The organism is Bacillus sp. GW821-FHT01G09 (genome assembly GCF_059422205.1).
Window position 1 is genome coordinate 643,247 of record NZ_JBWKWL010000001.1, and the last position, 21,690, is coordinate 664,936.

Genomic DNA, 21,690 nt, shown 5'->3' on the forward strand with positions numbered 1-21,690 from the left:
TTGCCGGAAACAAATAAAAAAGACTTGCCCGCTTTTGACAAACGGCAAGTCTTTTTTATTACTTCTGATTTGCAGCTTCGACAGACGCTCCGATAAAGCCTTTGAATAGAGGCTGAGGTCTTGTCGGTCTTGACTTGAACTCTGGATGGAACTGAGAAGCCACGAACCAAGGGTGGTCTTTCAGCTCGATGATTTCAACAAGGCGTCCATCAGGGCTTGTGCCTGAGAATACGAAGCCTTGCTCTTCCATTTGCTGTCTGAATTCATTGTTAAACTCATAGCGGTGGCGGTGGCGCTCGTACACCACTTCATCCTGATACACTTCAAAGGCTTTCGTGCCTTCTTCAAGCTTACAAGGGTAAAGGCCGAGACGAAGCGTTCCCCCGAGATCCTCCACATCCTTTTGTTCAGGAAGAAGATCAATGATCGGGTATTGAGTTGACGGATCAATTTCTGCTGAGTGAGCGCCTTTTAAGCCCAATACGTTTCGTGCGTATTCAATAGACGCCACCTGCATGCCCAAGCAAATGCCCAAGAACGGAATGTTGTTTTCGCGCGCGTATTTTGTCGCGACGATTTTGCCTTCAACACCGCGGTCTCCGAATCCGCCCGGCACAATGATGCCGTCTGTTCCGCTTGTGAGTTCTGCGATATTGTTTTCTGTCACTTCTTCCGCGTTGATCCACTTCACTTTTACATCTGTGTCAAACGCATAGCCCGCATGGCGGAGAGACTCGACAACAGAAATGTATGCGTCAGGAAGCTCAACGTATTTGCCGACAAGGCCGATTGTAATCGTTTGAGACAGGTTGCTGACTTTGTTAACAAGCTCTTTCCACTCGGACATTTCCGCTTCTTTGCATGCCAATTTCATGTGCTCGCAAACAAGCTTATCAAGACCTTGTTTTTGAAGCTCCAGCGGAATGGAGTAAAGGTTGTCCGCATCTTCACATTCAATAACCGCTTTTGTATCGATGTCGCAGAAAAGCGCGATTTTATCTTTCATATCTTGAGAAATCGGCATTTCTGTACGAACGACGATGATGTTTGGCTGAATGCCCAAGCTGCGCAATTCTTTTACGCTGTGCTGTGTCGGTTTTGTTTTTAATTCGCCAGCAGCTTTAATGTAAGGTACGAGCGTACAGTGGATGTACATTACGTTTTCACGGCCGATGTCGCTCTTCATTTGGCGGATCGCTTCAAGGAATGGCAGTGATTCGATGTCTCCGACAGTACCGCCGATTTCTGTAATGACAACATCTGCGTTTGTCTCTTTCCCTGCGCGGTAAACACGGTCTTTCAATTCGTTTGTGATGTGCGGAATGACCTGTACGGTTCCTCCAAGGTAATCTCCGCGGCGTTCTTTTTTAAGAACTGTTGAATAGATTTTACCTGTTGTCACGTTGCTGAATTTATTCAGGTTAATGTCGATAAAACGCTCATAGTGACCAAGGTCCAAGTCTGTTTCAGCGCCGTCATCCGTTACGAATACTTCACCGTGCTGGTACGGGCTCATTGTTCCCGGGTCAACGTTGATGTATGGATCGAATTTTTGAATCGTCACGTTCAGTCCGCGGTTTTTCAGCAAACGCCCTAATGAAGCTGCTACAATACCCTTTCCAAGTGAGGATACAACTCCCCCGGTTACAAAAATATATTTCGTCATTTCGTTTGCTCCTCTCTTCGCTCTTAGCTACATTTTTAAAATGTACTATTTTATAAAAAATCATTTAGCCTTTTAAATGATTTATAAGAAAAATGAGGGGTGAAAATAAGAAAGCTCCCTTTCAATTTCTTGAAAGGGAGCATAACGTACTATGTTCTCTCTTCGTTTTTGAAGAGCCCAAAATACATACTACATAGTTCGACTATGAAAGTCAAGATCGTTTTGAAGATGAAATCTGATACTATTTAATTTCCTCTTCTTCATCATCATAGTCTTCATCATCTTCATCAACAATATCTTCTTCGATCTCAAGATCGTCGTCGTCTTCGTCAAGATCTTCATCGTCAAAATCGTCGGCTTCAAGATCGAGTTCTTCCTCAACTTCATCCAAATCAAGGTCGTCTTCGTCGATCTCTTCAAACTCGTCAAGATCAAGATCTTCTTCGACTGCTTTCTTCGCTTTTTTCTTTTTCGCCTTGACTGTCGGCTGAGTTTCTTCATCAAGCTGATCATACGGATACCAGCTGCGAAGCCCCCACGTCTGGTCAGATAGCGCCAGGAAGCGGCCGTCAATGTTTAAATCTGTATAAAATTGAGCGATGCGGTCTCCAAGCTCTTCTTTTTTCACGCCGAGCAAAGATGCGATTTCATTTAAAAGCTCCTGAAAAGGAACTGGTTTTTTATGTTCTTCAAATAATTCGTGAGCGATTTCAACTAAAGCCATTTCCTTTAGCTCTTCCTGTGAATATTGTTTGATACCCAAGGTCGGACACTCCCTTTCTATTACTTATATGTATCTGTTTTATCAATAATGAAAGCGATTTTGTATCGTTCTTATACAAACCATACCTCTCATTATAAACAAAATAAAACAGAATATGCTACCCTTAACAGCGTTAATTTAAATAATTTTACAAGAGTGATCCGACTGAGAGATGTTTTCCGTTAATCCGCGAGCATTCTGGAGATGACCAGTCTTTGAATTTCTTGAGTGCCTTCATAGATTTGCGTGATTTTTGCATCACGCATATAGCGTTCTACCGGATAATCTTTTGTATAGCCGTAGCCGCCGAAAATCTGCACGGCTTCGGTCGTTACCTTCATCGCCGTATCCCCAGCCATCAGTTTGGACATGGCGGAAGCTTTTCCATATGGAAGGCCCGATGATTCTAACCACGCAGCCTGATAGGTCAATAGCCTTGAAGCTTCTATCATTGTCGCCATATCCGCGAGTTTAAAAGCGATGCCCTGCTGCTCGCCGATCGATTTTCCGAATTGCTTTCGCTCTTTTGCATATTGAAGCGCCGCATCAAGCGCTCCTTGGGCGATGCCTACGGCTTGTGCAGCTATGCCGTTTCTGCCTCCGTCAAGCGTCTTCATCGCGATTTTGAAGCCTTCTCCTTCTTGTCCGAGACGCTTTGATGCGGGCACTACACAATCTTCGAACATGATTTCCGTTGTCGGTGAAGAACGGATGCCCAGCTTCTTTTCTTTCTTGCCTGTAAAAAATCCTTCAAAATCCTTTTCTACTATAAAAGCGGTAATGCCTTTTTTCTTTTTCTCGGGATCGGTGACGGCAAAAACAATGTAAATATCAGCAACGCCGCCGTTTGTGATAAACACTTTGGAACCATTTAACACATAGTCATCGCCGATTCGTTCAGCAGTTGTTTTCATGCTGCCGGCGTCAGAGCCAGACCGTGCTTCGGTCAAAGCGAATGCGCCGATTTTCTCTCCGAGGGCCAGCTGTGTTAAGTACTCTGTCTTCTGCTCCTCCGTCCCAAAGGCAAACAGCGGCCAGCTGCAAAGAGAGATATGGGCGGAAAGCGTCACACCGGTGGATGCGCACACTTTTGACAGCTCCTCCACCGCGATGACGTAGGCCAAATAGTCACTTCCGATTCCGCCGTAATCTTCAGGCCATGGAATTCCCGTCAGCCCCAGATTTGCCATTTCCCGAAACAGCTCGCGATCGAAGCGTTCTTGTTCGTCCCGTTCTGCCGCTGTCGGGGCCACCTCATGCTTCGCAAAATCGCGCACCAATTTTCGTATCATCTGGTGTTCTTCTGATAATGAAAAATTCATTGCTTCTCCCCCATTTTCAGATCAGCGCCTAAAACGGATTGAGCCAGAAGCTCGACGACGTCGTACGTTTTGACTTGGTCTTCAGCTTCCTTCGCCTTTGTGCCGTCCCCAAGCATTGTGAGACAGTACGGACAGCCGGAACTGATCACCGATGGGTTGACTGCGAGCGCTTGCTCTGTCCTGGCGACGTTAATCCTGTTGCCTGTTTCTTCCTCCATCCACATTAATCCCCCGCCGGCTCCGCAGCACATGCCGGTTTCCCGGTTTCTCTCCATTTCAACAAGCTGCACGCCCGGAATGGCTTTCAAAATCTCTCTCGGCGGATCATAGACTTCATTGTACCGGCCCAAATAGCATGAATCATGGAAGGTAATCGTCTCATGAAGCGGGTGCTGCGGCTTTAATTTTCCGTTTTTCACAAGCTCGGCCAGCACTTCTGTATGATGATAAACCTCGCCTTCAAATCCGAAATCCGGATATTCGTTTTTAAATAAATTGTATGCATGGGGATCGATCGTAACGATTTTTTTGACATCATTTTTTTCAAATTCAGAAATATTCTTCTCAGCCAGCTCTTGGAACAAAAATTCATTTCCGAGGCGGCGCGGCGTGTCTCCTGAATTTTTTTCTTTATTGCCGAGGATCGCGAAGGACACGCCCGCGTGATTGAGCAGCTTGGCAAAGGAAATTGCGATTTTCTGGCTTCTGTTGTCGTAAGACCCCATGGAGCCTACCCAGAAAAGGTACTCAAATTCTTTTCCTTCTTTTTTCATTTCTTTTACAGTCGGAATCTCAGCATCCGGCGCCTCGTCACGCCAATTTTCACGTTCCTTGCGGTTGAGTCCCCACGGATTCCCCTGCCGCTCAATACTTGTCATTGCGCGCTGGGCGTCACTGTCCATTTTTCCTTCTGTCAGTACGAGGTAGCGGCGGAGGTCGATGATTTTATCCACGTGCTCATTCATGACCGGGCATTGATCCTCACAGTTTCGGCAAGTGGTACATGCCCAAATTTCTTCCTCTGTGATGACGTCGCCGATCAAGCTTGGATTGTAATCAAGCGCCGCTGCGGCTTCCTGCGATCCGCTGCCCGCTGACGCCGCAGCCAGCTGATTGCCTCTCGTATGCCGAAACGCTGCTGCGGGCACCCATGGGGAGCGCGAGGTGACGGCAGCGCCTTTTTCAGTGAGATGGTCTCTGAGACGCAAAATCAAGTCCATCGGAGACAGCATTTTTCCGGTGCCTGTTGCAGGACACATATTTGTACAGCGGCCGCACTCGACACACGCGTACAGATCAAGCAGCTGAGACTGCCTGAAATCCTCAATTTTTCCCGCTCCGTAGCTTTCTTTCGTTTCGTCGGTAAAATCAATTTTTTCAAGTTTTCCGGCAGATTCCATTCTGTTGAAAAAGACGTTTGCCGGGCCGGCGATTAAATGGGCATGCTTCGACTGAGGCACGTACACTAAAAAGCTAAGCAAGAATAGGAGATGGATCCACCATGCGATATAGAAAATCACCGCCGCGCCTGTTTTCCCGACACCGCTAAGCATAAACGCAATACCTGAGGCAATTGGCTCGCTCCAAGAAAGCCCATGCTCATGCCAAATCAGATTCATCCCGTTCCCAAGCAGAACGGTCAGCATTAACCCTCCGATAAAAATGAGAACGAGTCCGGCTTTGAAACCGCGTTTCAGCCTCACTAGCTTTTCGATATAACGTCTGTAAAATGCCCACCCAACAGCAATCAAAATGAGAAACGTAACAATTTCCTGAAAAAAGGTGAAGGCGGGATAGACCGGGCCAAGCGGCAGATTCCGGCCGGGAGCCAGTCCTTTGATGATAAAGTCAATTGCTCCGAACTGAACCAATATAAATCCGTAGAAAAACATGACGTGAATGATTCCGCTTTTCTTGTCCTTGAGCAGTTTTTTCTGTCCGAATACATTCACCCATATGGCGTGAAGCCGTTCCTTGAACCGTTGATCAAATTGTTCTTTCTGGCCGAGCTTGATGTAGGCCAGTCTCGTTTTGACCAAGTACACAAACAAATAGACAGCGTAAGCGGTTACAATCAGAAATAATAATGCATTTGCGATGAGAAAGCCGCTCATTCCAATTCCCCCTTTTTACTGATAAAGACCGCGATCCCCTACCCCCGAATCTGTATAAGATTATCTTTATGATAAATAATGAATGAGTGTTCAGTCAATAATTAAATTCCTGCTGTTCGGGCACACTACCTTTACTACGGAAAGGAGTGCCGGTATGAAGGTATTTATCGTGATTATGATCATTGTCGTTATTTTCTTTGCCTTGATTCTGCTTGATATCTTCATGGGCCGTGCCGGATACAGAAAAAAGGCGTACGAGCCTGTTTTTTCAAAAAAGAAGAGTGACATCGAATTGATCCACTGCGGCGCTGATCTCGTTGAGCGGATGATGAATGATATTCGCCAGGCCGCCTCTTCTGTTCACATGATGTTTTTTATTATGAAAAATGATGAGGTCAGCCACAATATGTATACCTTGCTGAAAACAAAAGCCCAAGCTGGCGTATCCGTTTATTTGCTTCTGGATTGGGCGGGCTGCCGGGCAATTAAAAAAACGGCGCTGCAGACGATGAAAAATGCCGGCGTCCATGTCCATGTGATGAATCGTCCCCGTTTTCCTTTTTTCTTTTTTCACATGCAAAAACGGAATCACCGGAAGATTACGGTGATAGACGGAAAAATCGGTTATATCGGCGGGTTTAACATCGCCGAAGAATATCTTGGAAAGAAGGCGAAGTTCGGCAATTGGGAGGATTATCATCTGCGCATGATGGGAGAAGGCGTACATGATCTTCAAACGCTTTTTGCTTCTGATCTAAAACGAAATACCGGAATCGAACTGGGTTCGGATGTTTGGCCAAAGCTTCAGCAAGGGACTATTTCTCACAAGATATATGCGACTGACGGTTATTCCCTTGAAAACATATACTTGGCCAACATTGCCCAAGCGAAGAATCGCCTTACGGTTTGCACGCCTTATTACATTCCATCAAAACCGCTTCAAGAGGCCCTTATTAACGCAAGAAAAAACGGCGTATCCGTGAGAATCATTGTACCGATGAAATCAGACCATCCGCTGGTACGAGAAGCGGCTTTTACGTATTATTCGGAGCTCTTGGATGCCGGCTGTCTTATTTATCGTTATTATCAAGGGTTTTATCATGTAAAAGCCCTCATCATAGACGACCATCTCAGCATAATCGGAACAGCCAACTTCGATAAACGAAGCCTGTTTTTAAATGAAGAGGTGAATGTCGAAATTGATGACGAAGCGTTTACAAGTGAAGTCTATGCCACGATTGAGGAGGATATGAAAAAGTCGGCGCGGCTGACCATGGAGGATTTCAGCAAGCGCACATTCAGGCAGCGCCCGGCGGAATGGCTCGGCAGGGCATTATCTTATTTCTTATAAAGGAGAGTTCCTATGATTTTCAGATTCGGGTTCGTTTCAAATGCGATGAGCCTTTGGGATGCGTCTCCCGCTAAAACATTGACATTCGCGCGTTATTCAAAGCTTTCAAAGACTGAAAGAAAAGAAGCGCTTCTGACTGTGACAAAAGCCAATTTGCGCAATACGATGAGAACCCTTCACTATATCATCGGACACGGCATTCCTTTGTACCGTTTTTCCAGTTCGATTGTGCCGCTGGCTACGCATCCCGACGTGATGTGGGATTTTGTAACACCGTTTCAAAAAGAGTTTCGGGAGATTGGAGAGCTTGTTAAAACGCATCAACTGCGAACAAGCTTTCATCCAAATCAATTCACTCTGTTTACGAGCACGAAGGAATCCGTCACAAAAAATGCGGTAACCGATATGGCCTATCACTACCGCATGCTTGAGGCCATGGGCATTGCTGATCGCTCCGTTATCAACATTCATATTGGCGGCGCTTACGGAAATAAAGACACCGCCACTGCACAATTTCATCAAAATATAAAACAGCTGCCGCAGGAGATCAAAGAGCGGATGACACTTGAAAATGATGATAAAACATATACAACGGAAGAAACGCTTCAGGTCTGTGAGCAGGAGGATGTTCCGTTTGTCTTTGACTTTCATCATTTTTACGCCAATCCAGACGATCACGCCGACCTGAATGTAGCACTGCCCCGCATGATCAAAACGTGGGAGCGGATCGGCCTTCAGCCAAAGGTTCACTTGTCTTCCCCAAAATCGGAGCAAGCGATACGCAGCCATGCCGATTATGTTGACGCCAACTTTTTGCTGCCGCTGTTGGAACGCTTTAGGCAATGGGGAACAAATATTGATTTCATGATTGAAGCAAAGCAGAAAGACAAGGCGCTTCTCCGCTTGATGGATGAATTAAGCTCCATCCGCGGTGTCAAACGCATCGGGGGCGGTGCGCTGCAATGGAAGTCATAAATGTGCAAAAATAGGTTTACGACTTGTCAGCTTTGGGAACTTAGGCTATATAAGACAACAATCGATGGAGGAGAAAGATCATGAAAAATATCAAGTCTCTGAAAGTAGCCGCACAGGCCTTTACTTTAAGAAATTTGATTCATCTTTATAAAATGTGCCATTCCGGAAGCCACGAGGTTTATATTTATTCAAAGAAAACGATGTGCAAAATCAAAAGCTTAATTGAGCTTGAAACATTCCGCATGGCTCATAATGAAAAGGAATATTTGATCGTAGTTGAAGGAACAAAAGCATCGCAGCTCATTGAAAAATTCCAAAATCTCATCGAGCCTGCTGAGAGAGAAGCGCTCTAACTTACATAATGGAGCTGAACCGCTTGTCCAAATTGTTTTGTCCCTATTAACCGCAGTTTTGTTTCATATGTTAGTTCGTGAAACAGCGGGATGCCGCTTCCTAAAACGACGGGAATAACAGTGATGATGAATTCGTCGATGGCATCTTCTTTCATAAAGGCATTCACCAGCTCCGCCCCGCCAGCTATCCAGATGTTTGAGCCTTTTTCCTGTTTCAAACGGTCAGTGAAGGCTCTGGCTCCCTCATTGATAAACGTCACATGTTCATCTTGATAACTGTCGGGCGATCCTGTAAAAACATAGCAGGTTTTATCCTGATACGGGAAAACCGGTGTTAGCACTTTTACGTGCTCATATGTGCTCCGCCCTAAAATGACTGTATCAACAGTCTGATAAAAATCACTGTAGCCGTTGTCGCCCTCACCTTCAAATTCATCCAGCCAATCGATGCTTCCATCTTCTTTTGCGATCATCCCGTCCAATGAAACAGCAATGTACAGCACAGTTTTTCTTTCCATGTTCTCCTCCTATCGCTGCACCATTTGCCCGAATTGCGCTTGATGCAGCCTGCTGTATAGGCCTCCGGCTTCGATCAGGTCTTGATGACGGCCTTGTTCTTCAATACCGTTGTTTGTGACGACTACAATTCTGTCCGCGTCTTTGATCGTCGCCAGCCTGTGGGCGATGACAAGCGTCGTGCGCCCCTCAGACAACTCTTGAAGCGCCTTTTGGATCGCCGCTTCCGTCTCTGTATCAAGGGCTGAGGTGGCTTCGTCGAGAATCAAGATCGACGGATTTTTCAAGAACATCCTTGCAATTGACAGACGCTGTTTTTGCCCGCCGGAAAGCTTCACGCCGCGTTCGCCAATCATAGTATCCAACCCATCGGGCATGTTATGGACGAGCTCTTCCAGATGCGCCTGCTTCACAGCTTGCCAAATGTCTTCTTCTGATGCGCCTAATCGGCCGTAGGCGATATTTTCTCTAAGCGTGCCCGAGAATAAGAAAACGTCCTGCTGTACGACGCCAATCTGCCCGCGCAACGAAGAAAGCGTCATGTCTTTTATACTGATGCCGTCAATCGTAATGTCGCCCTCCGATGCTTCATAAAAACGCGGAAGCAGACTGCAAAGCGTTGATTTCCCCGCACCTGACGGACCGACGAACGCCACCGTTTCCCCCGCTTGAATGGATAGGTTGATGTCATTGAGGACATTGTGATGGCCATCATAGCCAAACGAAACATGTTTATAGCGGATATTGCCCTTCAGGCCGGAAACATCTTTCGAATCAGGTGAGTCCTGAATATCCGGCTCTGTCTCCATGAGCTCCATATAGCTTTTGAAACCCGCGATCCCCCTCGGATACATTTCGATAATGGCATTAATTTTGTCAATAGGCCTGAACAGCACATTCGTCAAGAGTACAAACGCCACAAATTCCCCGTACGATAAGGAGCCGCGAATGACAAACCACGTCCCGCACAAAAGGACAAACAGCGTGACAAACCGGGTCAGCATATAGCTGATTGAACCGTTTTTCGCCATGATTTTGTAGGAAGAAAGCTTTGTGACACGAAAACGCTGGTTGTTGACGGCGAAGCGTTCTTTTTCAAATGCTTCATTTCCGAACGCCTGCACAAGCCGGATGCCGCCGATGTTATTTTCTACACGCGCGCTGAAGTCTCCGATATCCTTGTTCAGCGTGGTAAATGCTTTGGTCATTTTTTTGTTAAAATAAAGCGCTAGCCAAATGACGATCGGCATAATGATAAACGTTAATAAAGCAAGCTGCCAGTTAATAAACAGCATCACTCCGAACGCCCCGAGAATGGTCATGACCGCAATGAATAAGTCTTCCGGTCCGTGATGGGCGACTTCACCGATATACATTAAATCGTTCGTGAGCTTCGACATCAGCGTTCCCGTCTTGTTGTTGTCGTAAAATTTGAACGAGAGCTTTTGCAAATGGTCAAAAAGCGACTTTCTCATATCAGTCTCAATATTGATACCAAGCATGTGTCCCCAGTAGGTCACGATATACTGAAGAGCCGAGCTGAGCGCGTACACCGCAAATAACCCGATTGAGGTCGCGATGATCAGTCCCCAATCCCTGCCCGGCAGCAAGGTATCAATAAAATAATTGACGATCAAAGGAAAACTCAGCTCCATTAAACCTCCCGCGATCGCTGAGAAAAAGTCGAGAAAGAACAACGTTTTATATGGTTTATAATATGAAAAAAATTGCCGCAGCACCCTATCTTCCCCCAATGTATAAATAACTGATAATATTTCTCAATTATACTATACACGGGCTGTTTTGAAAGATCAGATTTCTTTTTTCTTACAGAACACCTGAAAACAGGCGGGCAAATGACTCTTTTGTCCGGTCAGCCACGCCTCTTTTATAAAAGCCGACAGGGCTGAGCTTTTCACTTTCCTGCATATCCTCCTCAAAATGGGCCTCAAGGGTTCGGATCGCTTCGGCATCCGTGAAGAACACATTCACTTCAAAGTTGAGCTGAAAGCTGCGCATATCCATATTCGCGGTACCGACGGAGGCGAGATCGCCATCAATGATCATGACTTTTTGATGCATGAAGCCTTTTTGGTAGGAGTACACTTCAATGCCCTCAAGGAGCAGCTCCGGGAAATAGGACCTCGACGCGTATTGGGTCAAAAAGCTGTCGTTCTTCTCCGGCACCATAACCCTTACCTCTACCCCCTTTGTCGCCGCTGCTTTTAGCGCCGTGCGAATGGATTCATTGGGGACAAAATAGGGCGTGGCGATCCATATTGATTTCTGTGCTGAAGAAATCATTTCATAATAAAGGTCGCTCATGCTTTCCTTCATGTCAGGGCCTGTTGCGACAATTTGATAAATGCCTCCTCCTTCCACGGGAACCGGGGTATTGTACTCCTCTTGATCAATTAGCACTTCATTGGAGACATATTCCCAATCCAGCATAAAGATAGCGTGGAGCGTTTGCACAATTTCCCCCTCAAGCCGCAGGTGTGTATCTCTCCAAAATCCGATGTACGGATCTCTGCTGATATATTCCTTCCCAACATTTAATCCGCCCACAAAACCGGTTTTCCCATCGATGATCACGATTTTCCGGTGATTTCTGAAATTCAGCTTCTGGTTGAAAAACCCGTATTTCAGCGGAGAAAACGGGACGATGTCCACCCCCGCTTGTTCCATTCTCATAATATCTCTTCTTGCCAGCTTCATGCTTCCTGCCGCATCGTATAAAAACCTCACCTCGACACCCTGGCGCGCTTTCTCCATCATAATATCCATCATGCCGCGTCCGAGCATGTCTGATTTAAACATGTAGTATTCAATATGTATGTAAGATTCCGCTTTTCTCATTGCTTTGAAAATGTCCGGGAAGGTTTCTTCGCCGTTTTTCAGCACTTTGATGTTGCTTTTCGTATTGATATTCATATGGGCAGCCCTGATGGAATATGTAAAGAACCTCTCTTGATTGTCCTTCAGCCCTGTCACTTCGGGCGTTTCCTCCTTGTCAAACAGCTTCCTGAGCTTTTCCCTGTTGTACATTCGTTTTGTCTTAAACAGCTTTCCCTTTACATAAAGCTGTCCCGAAAACAGATAAAACACGTAGCCGACGATTGGAAAAAAGACAAGAATATGGATCCATAGCAGCGTGTGCTGCGAGGTGCGGTTTTCAAGAATTAATGAATAGATGCTGAACAAAATAATGCTTATATAGCAAAGCAATCCTCCGTAAAACTCAAGCCTGGAAACCGGGAAAAACCAAATGACATATGCCCCGATGAGCATCATATATAAAAAGAAAAATTCCAGTCTCCTTTTCAGCATCCTGATTCTCTCCAATCTGATTCAATTACCTCTGTATTACCTCTTTTTTCTAATCGATAAACCTTGTAAGCAAAAAACCTCTCCGCCAAAGGAGGAGAGGTTTAGAGAAAACTAACTGTCAAGGGGTTCATCCGCATCGTTTCTGCAGAAATAAAGCAAGACTATTGACAACGCCGAGTGAAGCCTGATGCTACAACATGAACGGCAGGCCGAACCCGCTCAGCACTCCGGCAAGCGCCGAAAAAGAGGCGGCGCTGTGACTGCAAATACGGTGGATAGAGTAAATTTGATACCCATTCTGATGAGAGAAAATATATAAAACGGGATATTGATCACAAAGGTATAAGGAGTTAGTCAGGCTGAGTCATAATCTGCTGTTCCGCCGGTTTAAAATGAGTAAAATCCGTTTTATTCTTGATGTTATTTCCAAATACAAACACAACAGGATTCCCGGTCGCCCAGCGATTACCTTGGCAGAAAATATCTTATGTTTCCATCAAGATAAAAAAATCCCCCTCTTGCAAGGGGGATTTTCACGAGCGTTTCCGATATACAACGTAGCTGCGGGTCAGATACTTGAGCGGCAGACTGAACACATGAACCAATCTTGTAAACGGCCACAGGATAAAAACGACGTATCCTATTACAATATGAAACTTAAACCATAGCGGGACACTCTCCATCAACGAGGGGTCAGGCCGGAACAAAGCGATTTCCCTGAACCACGGTCCGACTGTTGTCCGGTAATCGAAGCCTTTCGAATCAATGTTGAGAAACGTGGCCGCAACGCCTGACAGCATCATGAACAGCAGCAGGAGGAGCGTAAGGATATCTGATGGCGAGCTGGTTTTGCGGATCCTTTTGTCAAACAGCCTTCTGTACGTCAGGATGACAAGTCCGGTACATGCCGCAATGCCCGCCGGCAAGCCAGCGCCAATCGCCATTTTGTGATACATATGCTCTGAAATGCCAAGGGAAGCATACACGCCTTCCGGGATCAGAATCCCCATGACATGCCCGCCGACAACGCACAGCAGTCCCCAGTGAAAAAGTGTGCTGCCCGCGGCGAGTTTTTTCTTTTCTAACAGCTCGCTTGATTTCGCCGTCCAGCCAAATTGGTCATGCTGGTAGCGGTAAATATGGCCGCCGATAAAGATTGTCAATACAATGTATGGCATAATACCCCAGAGGATCTGCCCGCTCATGCCTGAACAGCCCCTTCAACGCTTTCACGTACGCCAATGTTTTCAAGCGCTGCCAGCAGCACGTGCAGCAGTTCAGCGTATATACTGTCATTTTTTTCGAGACGGGATGCCAGCTCCCTCACATTGGACAGATATTTCTCAAACACGCTTCTCGCTGCTTCAATTTCTGCAGCCGCAGCAAATTCCAGCATCAGCGGCAGATAATCAGGCAGCTCTTTCTCTGTCGGCAGGAAACCGGATTGCTCGTATGTGTTTTTTAAATGCAGCAATTCAACGCCGCGTTCCCTTTGCTCGCCCGAGTTAAAGTAGGTGACATACATATTTGTTTTTTTCCCAAAGTCGAATGTATAGACATAGTGTTCAATCAGCGCTTCCGGTGAAAAGCTGGCTGACGCTTCGAAAAAGTGCAGCAGCTTCTCCCGGATTTGCCGGTTGCTGATTTCATGGATAAGAGCCTTCCAATCGGGAATCTCGGCTCTCCACTCTTCATCCGGATAAGAGAGAAGAGTGGAAAGAGCGGAGAACGTCATTTGCCGGTCTGTGGTGTTCATCTTGTTACACCTCATTTATCAAAAGTTAGAAACAGGAGCCGGGGCCGCCTGAAAATGATAAGCCGCAGCTCCCTTGTTCAGCATATAAATCTGAAACTTCTTCTCGATGACTGCTCGGTATCACAAAGCGGTCATCATATTTGGCAATCGCAAGCAGCCGATACATATCTTCAATTTGCTGTTCTGTTAAGCCGACACTGGAGATCAGTTCCGGGTCGATTGATTTATTCGTCTGGATCGCTCTCATATACTGGCGCATGACAGACATTTTCTTCAACGTTGACCGAATATGATCCGTATCACCGGCTGTTAACAGCTGCGCCAAATAATCTATCGGGATTCTCATTTGGTCGATAGCCGGAAAAATATCTTCCGCGGATTGCCGGCTGCCTTTTCCTTCAAAGAGATTCATAATCGGGCTGAGCGGCGGAATGTACCACACCATTGGCAGGGTGCGGTACTCAGGATGAAGCGGCAGCGCAATCTTCCAGTCAATGATCATTTTATAAATCGGCGATTGCTGCGCAGCCTCTATCCATTCAGCCGGAATGCCTTGTTCTTTTGCCAGTTTGGCAACCTCAGGATCATTCGGATCAAGAAAAACGTCCAATTGGGAATGGTAGAGATCCTTTTCATTTTCAACAGATGCCGCTTCCTCCACTTTGTCCGCGTCATACAGCATGACGCCGAGGTAGCGGATTCTGCCAACACACGTCTCAGAGCAGATGGTTGGCAGTCCCGCCTCCAAACGCGGAAAGCAGAGTGTGCATTTTTCCGCTTTGTTCGTTTGCCAGTTAAAATAGACTTTTTTATAAGGACAGGATGAGACGCAATATCTCCATGAACGGCATGCGTTTTGATCCACAAGCACAATGCCGTCCTCCTCGCGTTTGTACATGGCGCCGGATGGACAGGATGAGACGCACGCCGGGTTGATGCAGTGCTCGCAAATACGGGGCAAATACATCATAAAAACCTCATCGAATTCTGTTTTGATCGATTCCTCCATCTTTTGTACGTTGGGATCTTCAAGTCCCGTTATGTGGCCGCCCGCGAGATCATCCTCCCAGTTCGGTCCCCATTCGATATTCATGAAATCCCCCGTCAAGGACGATTTCGGGCGTGCAACCGGCTGGTGTTTTTTCTGCGGGCTGTTCGTTAATGTTTCATAATCATAGTTCCAAGGTTCATAGTAATCATCAATCGACGGCTGATTCGGATTATAGAAAAGGCCTGCAAGCCGATTGGTTTTCGAGCCCGATTTCAGCTCGAGCTTTCCTTTTTTCAATGTCCAGCCGCCTTTATATTTGTCCTGGTCCTCCCATTGCTTCGGGTAGCCGATGCCCGGCTTTGTTTCTACATTATTGAAGTACATATATTCCGCACCGGAACGGTTTGTCCACGTGTTTTTGCAGGTGACGCTGCACGTGTGGCAGCCGATGCATTTATCCAAGTTCATGACCATACCGATTTGCGCTTTAATCTTCAAGCCAATCGACCTCCTTCAGCTTGCGGATGACGACGTTCAGGTCGCGCTGATTCCCCGTTGGACCGTAATAATTAAAGCCGTAGCTGAGCTGGGCATAGCCCCCGATCATCTGGGTCGGCTTGACGTGAATCCTTGTCGGGCTGTTATGGGTGCCTCCGCGGTTATTCGTTAGCTTTGTGCCGGGCACGTTGATGTGGCGGTCCTGGGCATGATGCATAAACGCCATTCCTTTAGGAATCCGATGAGACAAAACCGCTCTCGCGACGACAACACCGTTTCGGTTAAAGCATTCAATCCAATCGTTGTCTTTGATATCCGTGTCCTCTGCATCATCTTTATTCATCCACACGGTCGGCCCGCCGCGGAACAGCGTCAGCATCGGCAGAGAATCAAAATACATGCTGTGGACAGACCATTTATTATGCGGCGTCAAATAATTGAGGACGATTTCTTTTCCCTCTTGATCAGGCCGCTTGCTCAGAAACGGGCGATGCTGGAGGATCGGTTTGAATGTCGCCATCGTTTCACCGAATTCCATCATCAGTTCATGATCGACATAATAGGATTGTCTGCCTGTCAGCGTCCGCCACGGGATTAATTTTTCAACATTTGTCGTAAACGGCGAATACCTGCGCCCTCCTTTTTCAGAGCCTGAAAACGCTGGAGACGTGATCACCGTTTTCGGCTGGGCTGTAATTTGTTCGAACGTAAAGCATTCTTCCTCGCGTTCTTCCGCCAGGTCTTTCAGTTTCAGGTTCGTGATGTTTTCAAGTGATTCCCATGCTTTGACGGCGACCTTTCCATTCGAAGTGGATGATAGGGTTAAAATCGCTTCTGCTGCCTGCTTTGCTTCACTTATATTTGGACATCCCTTTGCGACACTGTCCGAGGTGATTTCTCCCAATCTCTGTTTGAGTGATTCATATTCATCGGCTATTGACCAGCTCATCCCTTTTGTTCCGCTCGGCTTTAAAGCAACGTTCGGACCAAGTGCAGTCATTTTATGAAAAATGTGTTTGTAATCCCGTTCAACGACTTGGATGTTCGGCATCGTTTTTCCCGGAATGGCTTCACATTCGCCTTTGCTCCAGTCATTGATTTTGCCGAATGGCTGGGCCAATTCCTGCATGGTGTCGTGGAGGAGCGGCGTCGCAACCACTTCTTTCACGGGCTCCATATCGACTTCTTCTGCCAGATCGGAAACGGCTTTTGACAGCGCCTTGAAAATATCCCAGTCTGACTTCGATTCCCACGGAGCCGAGATCGCAGGAGCAAAAGGATGAATGAACGGGTGCATATCCGTGCTGCTGAGATCGTGTTTTTCATACCATGTCGCCGCCGGCAGCACGATATCGGAATACAGCGCCGTACCGGCCATTCGGAAGTCAAGATTGATTAACAAGTCGAGCTTTCCTTCCGGCGCCTGCTCCCGCCATTTGATTTCTTCAGGGCGGATGCTGTCGCTGTCGTCATTCATCAAGCCGTTCGTCGTCCCTAACAAATGCTTGAGAAAATATTCATGCCCTTTTCCTGAGCTTGAGATCAGATTTGCCCGCCATACGAAGAGATTTCTTGGGAAATTCACTTCATTGTCAGGATCTTCAATCGCGAATTTCAGTTTTCTCTTTTGGAGCTGTGAGGCCACGTACGCACCAACGTCTTCAGGTGTTGCTGCCCCTGCTTTTTCAGCTTCTTTATACAGATCGATGCCATTTTGATTGAAAGTCGGGTAAGACGGAAGCCACCCCAGCCGCGCGGCCAGCACATTGTAATCAGCGTGGTGCTTGTAGCGGGATGACGCAGCAATCGGTGATGCCAAATCACTGATCGGCTGGTCCTCATAACGCCACTGATCTGTCGCAAAGTAGAAAAATGAGGTGCCATTTTGCAGCTTGGGCACGCCTTCCCAGTCCTTTGCAGTTGCAATCGTCTGCCACCCTTCAGCAGGTCGGAGCTTTTCCTGCCCCACATAATGGGCCCAGCCTCCGCCGTTTACGCCTTGGGCGCCTACAAGTAAAACAAGATTTAACACCGCTCGGTAGATCGTGTCGGAGTTGAACCAGTGGTTAATGCCGGCCCCTACGATAATCATGGACCGGCCGTCTGTATCGATCGCATTTTGGGCAAACTCTCTGGCAATCTTAACGACAGCTTCTTTTTTGATTCCTGTCATTTGTTCCTGCCAGGCAGGCGTAAACGGCTCAGGATCATCATAGGAGACAGCCGATCGTTCGCCGATGCCCCGGTTCACGCCGTAGTTAGCCAGTATCAAGTCAAACACGGTCGTGATGTACGTTTCTTCACCGTTCAGGTTCATTTTTTTAATAGGAAGATCCCGCTCGAGCACTTTGTTTCCGTCATTTGAAAAATACGGGATGCGCACCGTGCCGATCTCGTCCTCTATTCCCAGAACAGAGAGACGGGGTTCAATCGGTTCCCCGGTTTCTTCATCAATCATGTGCAGGTTCCATTTCTGCTGCCCGTCCCAGCGCGAGCCCATTGTCCCTTGGGGTATGGCAAATGAACTTGTCTGTTCATCCCAAACCGCAGGCTTCCACTGATCATGCTTTGTCTGCCGCCCGATGTCCTTCGCATGCAGAAACCGTCCCGCTGTGTATACGCCATTTTCTTTTGACAGAGTGACGAGAAATGGAAAATCAGTGTATTGCTTCGCGTACTCAATAAAACGTTCAGTTTCTTGGTTCACGTAAAATTCCTGCAGAATAACGTGACCCATCGCCATCGCAAGCGCCCCGTCAGTCCCTTGGCGAATACTCAGCCAGTCATCCGCGAACTTTGAGGATTCCGCAAAATCTGGACTGATCGAAATGACCTTAGCGCCTTTATAGCGGGCCTCCGCCAAAAAATGCGCGTCAGGCGTTCTCGTTAACGGAACGTTGGAGCCCCATGTGATAATATAGCCGGAATTGTACCAATCACTGCTTTCCGGAACGTCCGTCTGGTCACCCCAAATTTGCGGGGATGCTGGAGGAAGATCCGCATACCAGTCATAAAAACTGAGCATAGGGCCTCCGATTAACGACATAAACCGGGAGCCTGATGCGTGGCTGATCATGGACATGGCCGGAATCGGAGAAAAACCGACGTTTCGGTCAGGCCCGTATTTCATCACTGTATACAGCAGAGAGGCTGAAATCAGCTTCAGCACCTCCGGCCATTCAGCGCGCACAAAACCGCCTTTCCCTCTCGCCTGTTTATAGGACTTCGCTTTTTCAGGGTTTTCGACGATCGATTTCCAGGCTTCCAATGGATTTTGATGCGTCTGCAATGCCTCCCGCCACAAATTGATCAGCACACCGCGCACGTATGGATATTTCACACGGAGCGGGCTGTAGATATACCATGAAAAACTGGCCCCCCGCGGGCAGCCTCTCGGTTCAAAATCAGGCATATCCGGGCCTGTTGATGGATAATTCAAATTTTGCCCTTCCCACGTGACAATTCCGTTTTTCACATAAATATTCCAGCTGCAAGACCCTGTACAGTTGACGCCGTGGGTGGAGCGAACGACTTTGTCGTACTGCCATCTGTTTCTGTATACATTCTCCCAATCGCGATCCTCGCGGGTAGTTTGGCTATGTTTATTTGAATGGTGTTCGATAGGAGAGAAATAATTCAATCTCCTAAACAACGGACTCATTTTCTTTTTCTTCATGAGAGTTCACTCCTTCCGAGTCAGGTGATGCTAAGTTCACTATAAACAGAGACAGCGTGTTTCCTTGTGAACTATGTCACACACTCTGCTTTTTTCACAAAATGTTCACACAAAGGAGAAGGAAGGCTGCGTTCAGGCAGGACGCTTGGGTTATTAGCTGCCTTTTATTCAAAGATCAAAAAAACCGGCTCTATTTAAGAACCGGGCTCAGCGTTTTCATCCTGTGATGTATACAGATACCGCAAAAATAATTGATAGGAACAAAAAACATTTTGCTGAAGCATAGCCAAAAAGTTCATTTGCAGCTGCGGATGATAAGACATCATTTTCTTAAATATGTAATATGGGATATTGAGAATCAGAATGTCTGAAGTGGCATTGACTGAGATAAAGGGCGATAAATAAAGCCCGCCTTTTTCATCAATCGGAAACACATCGCCTTTTTCCCACAGCGCAACGGTTTTCGACCCTTCAGGGAGCCTTGTGTCCATAAAACGGACACTGCCTTTTAATACAATATAAACAGATTGAGAATGAAGAAAAGATGGAGACTGATCACATGAGCCGCGGATAAACGTGCCGTTTTTCAGCAAGGTTTCGACAATGGATAGAGGCACTTCATTAAACATAGGAAGTTGTTTCAGAAATAATAAATAGTCACACTGATTCATAGGAAAACCTCCTGTGCTAAGGATAGCTTTAGTGTAGCTCGATCGAGCCTGTACAGCAGTGATGTATTTCACAGCCTGTATGATGAATGTCACTTATCAGGAGGGTGACTGCATTTATAATGAAAGAAAAAAGGAGGATTTCGATGAAGGCGCTGATTTCGAAGCAGCACGGCGCGTGGGCGATGCTGCTGATCCCATTTTTACTCGGCATGGTCAAGGGAGGCCCCGTTATTTGGCATATTCCGCTCTTCCTTGGCTGGCTTTTCCTATACTTAGCGGTTTATCCCGTTACGCTTGCCTTAAAAAAGAAACAAAGCAAACCATATCAAAAGTGGATGTGTTATTACGGTTTTCCCGCCTGCTGCTTTTTGATGATCTCGGTCTTTCATAAGCCGCCTCTCATCTGGGTGGGCGTTTCTTTACTGCCGCTGTTTCTCATACATATGTATTTTGCCCGCAGAAAAAACGAACGAGCCTTATTGAATGATGTTGCAGGTGTCTTGTTCTTTTGTTCGGGCGGGTTTGCGAGCTGCTGGCTGGGGATGGGAACCCTTGACGGCTGGGCTTGGTTTATTTTCTTGCAGTCTGCTTTATTTTTTATCGGGAGTTCCTTTTATGTGAAATCGGTGATTCGTGAAAGAAAGAACAGGGCATTTGCATACTGGTCATGGGGGTATCACCTGCTGCTCCCCTTTTTATCCGCTCTTTTCGGAGCAGGATGGGCGTTTCTCGCTTTTATCCCGAGCAGCTTGCGGGCATGGTTTTTTCATGGAAGGGATTGGCCCGTGAAAACGATTGGCATTCTGGAAATCGTGAATGCCTGCTTCTTTCTTGCCGTCATGTGCCTGTTTATCACAAGGTAAAAAAACAAGGACATCACTGTCCTTGTTTTTTCAGTCAATATTGCAAATCTCCAGCGGGCAATTTTCACACTCAATCTCACATCGTAAATAGTCCCGCTTGTGCAAAATAATTTTTCCGGATTCGTCTATCGAAATAACCCCTTTTTTGCGGAGATCTCCGAGCATACGATTGACGCTTTCCCGTGCAGCCGCGCAAAACTTTGCCAAATCCTGATTTGTCAGGACAATGTTAATCAGAATGCCGTCGCTTCGCTCCACTCCGTAGCTGTTTGATAAGCGGATAAGGGTAGAATAGAGCGCCCCCTTTTTGCCATGAAGAAGCAGATCCCTGATTTTGGACTGAATCTTCCGGAGGTGCGTGCTCATCCATTTCATGAACTCAAATGTCAAAGCGCCGTTTTGGATTAATTCTTTTTCCAGCTTATTTTTATTAATGACGAGCACCTCGCCATCCTCTAGCACTTTTGCACTGAGCATATACCTTGGTTCTTCAGTGAAAAGTGTTAATTCACCGACGATATCATGCTTTTGGCAGATTCTAAGCGTCAGGTCTTTTCCGTCAGATGTCAGCTTGCCGATTTCAATGAGTCCTGATTGAATCAGATAAAGCTCTTCTGCATCCATTCCTTCTCGAAACAAATACGTGTGTTTTTCCATTTTTCTTTTCGTGCTGATCGATTCCAGCAATTCATGCAGATCGCTGGATATAAGATCACTATCAGATGGTCGAACAGAGAGAAAATTCATGAGCTCACCTCGAAGAAAGTCACGTTGTGTGTTTATTGTAACGTGAATTGATTTGTACCCATCGAGAAAAAACTAACAATCTTGTGAATGCCCCAGTG

General features: G+C 46.6%; 17 protein-coding genes and 1 pseudogene. 4 read left to right on the forward strand and 14 right to left on the reverse strand.

Going from position 1 to position 21,690, the window contains the following annotated elements:
* Positions 1-58 precede the first annotated feature (58 nt).
* The 4 genes from pyrG to AC07VD_RS03240 form a co-directional block, all read right to left on the reverse strand.
* The gene (gene pyrG, locus AC07VD_RS03225; RefSeq protein WP_003227612.1) at positions 59-1,666 is read right to left on the reverse strand and encodes a glutamine hydrolyzing CTP synthase; all 1,608 of its coding nucleotides are present in this window, start codon (positions 1,664-1,666) and stop codon (positions 59-61) included.
* Between the two features lie 241 nt (positions 1,667-1,907).
* The gene (gene rpoE / locus AC07VD_RS03230) at positions 1,908-2,429 is read right to left on the reverse strand and encodes a DNA-directed RNA polymerase subunit delta (protein ID WP_014665742.1); all 522 of its coding nucleotides are present in this window, start codon (positions 2,427-2,429) and stop codon (positions 1,908-1,910) included.
* A 182-nt stretch (positions 2,430-2,611) separates the two neighbouring features.
* A complete protein-coding gene (gene acdA, locus AC07VD_RS03235; RefSeq protein WP_014481201.1) occupies positions 2,612-3,751 on the reverse strand; it encodes an acyl-CoA dehydrogenase AcdA in 1,140 nt (379 codons plus the stop codon).
* Positions 3,748-5,865: a heterodisulfide reductase-related iron-sulfur binding cluster gene (locus AC07VD_RS03240; protein ID WP_029318706.1), complete on the reverse strand. Its 2,118-nt coding sequence runs from the start codon at positions 5,863-5,865 to the stop codon at positions 3,748-3,750. Before AC07VD_RS03240 ends, acdA begins: the two co-directional genes overlap by 4 nt.
* Positions 5,866-6,019: 154 nt before the next feature.
* Between AC07VD_RS03240 and cls (AC07VD_RS03245) the strand changes: the two genes are divergently transcribed.
* From cls (AC07VD_RS03245) to AC07VD_RS03255, 3 genes are all read left to right on the forward strand, one after another.
* A complete protein-coding gene (gene cls / locus AC07VD_RS03245; protein ID WP_124059344.1) occupies positions 6,020-7,216 on the forward strand; it encodes a cardiolipin synthase in 1,197 nt (398 codons plus the stop codon).
* 12 nt (positions 7,217-7,228) lie between these two features.
* A complete protein-coding gene (uvsE, locus tag AC07VD_RS03250) occupies positions 7,229-8,191 on the forward strand; it encodes a UV DNA damage repair endonuclease UvsE (RefSeq protein WP_124059346.1) in 963 nt (320 codons plus the stop codon).
* Between the two features lie 80 nt (positions 8,192-8,271).
* A complete protein-coding gene (locus AC07VD_RS03255) occupies positions 8,272-8,544 on the forward strand; it encodes a hypothetical protein (RefSeq protein ID WP_003227597.1) in 273 nt (90 codons plus the stop codon).
* Here the strand turns inward: AC07VD_RS03255 and AC07VD_RS03260 are convergent.
* The 9 genes and pseudogenes from AC07VD_RS03260 to arfM form a co-directional block, all read right to left on the reverse strand.
* The gene (locus AC07VD_RS03260) at positions 8,541-9,062 is read right to left on the reverse strand and encodes a dihydrofolate reductase family protein (RefSeq protein WP_494721553.1); all 522 of its coding nucleotides are present in this window, start codon (positions 9,060-9,062) and stop codon (positions 8,541-8,543) included. The two genes, AC07VD_RS03255 and AC07VD_RS03260, sit on opposite strands and share 4 nt — an antisense overlap.
* 9 nt (positions 9,063-9,071) lie before the next feature.
* The gene (locus tag AC07VD_RS03265; protein ID WP_076457463.1) at positions 9,072-10,799 is read right to left on the reverse strand and encodes an ABC transporter ATP-binding protein; all 1,728 of its coding nucleotides are present in this window, start codon (positions 10,797-10,799) and stop codon (positions 9,072-9,074) included.
* 88 nt (positions 10,800-10,887) lie between these two features.
* Positions 10,888-12,390 carry a cardiolipin synthase gene (gene cls, locus AC07VD_RS03270; protein ID WP_003227591.1) on the reverse strand — a complete coding sequence of 501 codons (1,503 nt, stop codon included), beginning with the start codon at positions 12,388-12,390 and terminating at the stop codon, positions 10,888-10,890.
* Between the two features lie 104 nt (positions 12,391-12,494).
* A pseudogene (locus AC07VD_RS03275) lies at positions 12,495-12,729 on the reverse strand (YitT family protein); the annotation flags it as partial.
* A 194-nt stretch (positions 12,730-12,923) separates the two neighbouring features.
* Entirely contained in the window at positions 12,924-13,595 is a 672-nt protein-coding gene (gene narI, locus AC07VD_RS03280; protein WP_024571808.1) for a respiratory nitrate reductase subunit gamma, read from the reverse strand.
* On the reverse strand, positions 13,592-14,146 hold the full coding sequence (gene narJ, locus AC07VD_RS03285; RefSeq protein ID WP_017696266.1) for a nitrate reductase molybdenum cofactor assembly chaperone: 555 nt from the start codon (positions 14,144-14,146) through the stop codon (positions 13,592-13,594). The genes narI and narJ overlap by 4 nt, the downstream gene beginning before the upstream one ends.
* Positions 14,147-14,171: 25 nt before the next feature.
* Entirely contained in the window at positions 14,172-15,635 is a 1,464-nt protein-coding gene (gene narH / locus AC07VD_RS03290) for a nitrate reductase subunit beta (RefSeq protein ID WP_014481212.1), read from the reverse strand.
* Positions 15,625-19,311 (reverse strand): nitrate reductase subunit alpha, encoded by a 3,687-nt coding sequence (locus AC07VD_RS03295; protein WP_494721552.1) that lies wholly within the window; start codon positions 19,309-19,311, stop codon positions 15,625-15,627. The genes narH and AC07VD_RS03295 overlap by 11 nt, the downstream gene beginning before the upstream one ends.
* A 194-nt stretch (positions 19,312-19,505) precedes the next feature.
* Positions 19,506-19,982, reverse strand: coding sequence for a Crp/Fnr family transcriptional regulator ArfM (gene arfM, locus AC07VD_RS03300; protein ID WP_285299344.1), 477 nt, complete (start codon positions 19,980-19,982; stop codon positions 19,506-19,508).
* Positions 19,983-20,125: 143 nt separating this feature from the next.
* Here arfM and AC07VD_RS03305 point away from each other — a divergent pair, with 143 nt between their 5' ends.
* Positions 20,126-20,845, forward strand: a complete 720-nt coding sequence (locus AC07VD_RS03305) for a YwiC-like family protein (protein WP_494721551.1) — start codon at positions 20,126-20,128, stop codon at positions 20,843-20,845.
* A gap of 30 nt (positions 20,846-20,875) precedes the next feature.
* Here the strand turns inward: AC07VD_RS03305 and fnr are convergent, their stop codons facing one another.
* Positions 20,876-21,592: a fumarate/nitrate reduction transcriptional regulator Fnr gene (fnr, locus tag AC07VD_RS03310; protein ID WP_003227573.1), complete on the reverse strand. Its 717-nt coding sequence runs from the start codon at positions 21,590-21,592 to the stop codon at positions 20,876-20,878.
* Positions 21,593-21,690 lie beyond the last annotated feature (98 nt).